This window comes from Herbiconiux daphne (assembly GCF_024979295.1).
GTDB lineage: Bacteria > Actinomycetota > Actinomycetes > Actinomycetales > Microbacteriaceae > Herbiconiux > Herbiconiux daphnes.
Map to the genome: position 1 here is coordinate 1 of NZ_JANLCJ010000694.1, position 555 is coordinate 555.

General features: G+C 54.1%; 1 protein-coding gene. It reads left to right on the forward strand.

What is annotated here, in order from left to right; all coding sequences use genetic code 11:
• The first annotated feature begins 143 nt into the window (after positions 1-143).
• On the forward strand, positions 144-479 hold the full coding sequence (locus N1032_RS27210) for a hypothetical protein (protein ID WP_259543821.1): 336 nt from the start codon (positions 144-146) through the stop codon (positions 477-479).
• Positions 480-555 lie beyond the last annotated feature (76 nt).

A 555-nucleotide genomic window follows, 5' to 3' on the forward strand; every position in this document is an offset into this window, starting at 1 on the left:
TGGTTGCGCGTTAAGGTTCTGGAGCTGCGCCGCGAAGGGCTGACCCGTGCGCGGATCTGCCAAGAGCTGAATGCTACCAATTGGGAAATATCTATCGCGATGCGCTGGCTTGAGCGCAACGGCAAACTATAGGAATAGAGAAGATGAGTTATACCGAAGTGCTAAAAGACATCGCAGAAACTATCACCGTCGAGCTGGTGGAAGAAGCGAATCCGCGCCGCTGGACGGGCTACGGTTTAGATGCTGCTGACCTGTCACCGGCTGACCGTGCGCAACGCGAGCTTGATAAGAAAGCGGCTATGAATACCGCTAACCTGCTGGCGAAGATCAAAGCCGTGGTTGCGCTGGATGCACCAGCTACCGGCAAAGGCGCGGGCGTACAGATTGGCGCAGGCGTATCAGAGGAAGAATTGAAGCGCTACGAAGCCGAAGCCCACGAAATTATGCGCCGCATTAACGCAAACGGCATGTTGAATTAATCCCCTTATTTGTCCGTGAAAGACACCCAAAGCGCCAGGCTAATAACCGGCGCTTTTTTTTTACCTGCTGGCTGAC

What these genes read in the sequence shown, in the direction of transcription:
- N1032_RS27210 (WP_259543821.1), top strand. Translation starts at nt 144, where the DNA reads ATGAGTTATACCGAAGTGCTAAAAGACATCGCAGAAACTATCACCGTC.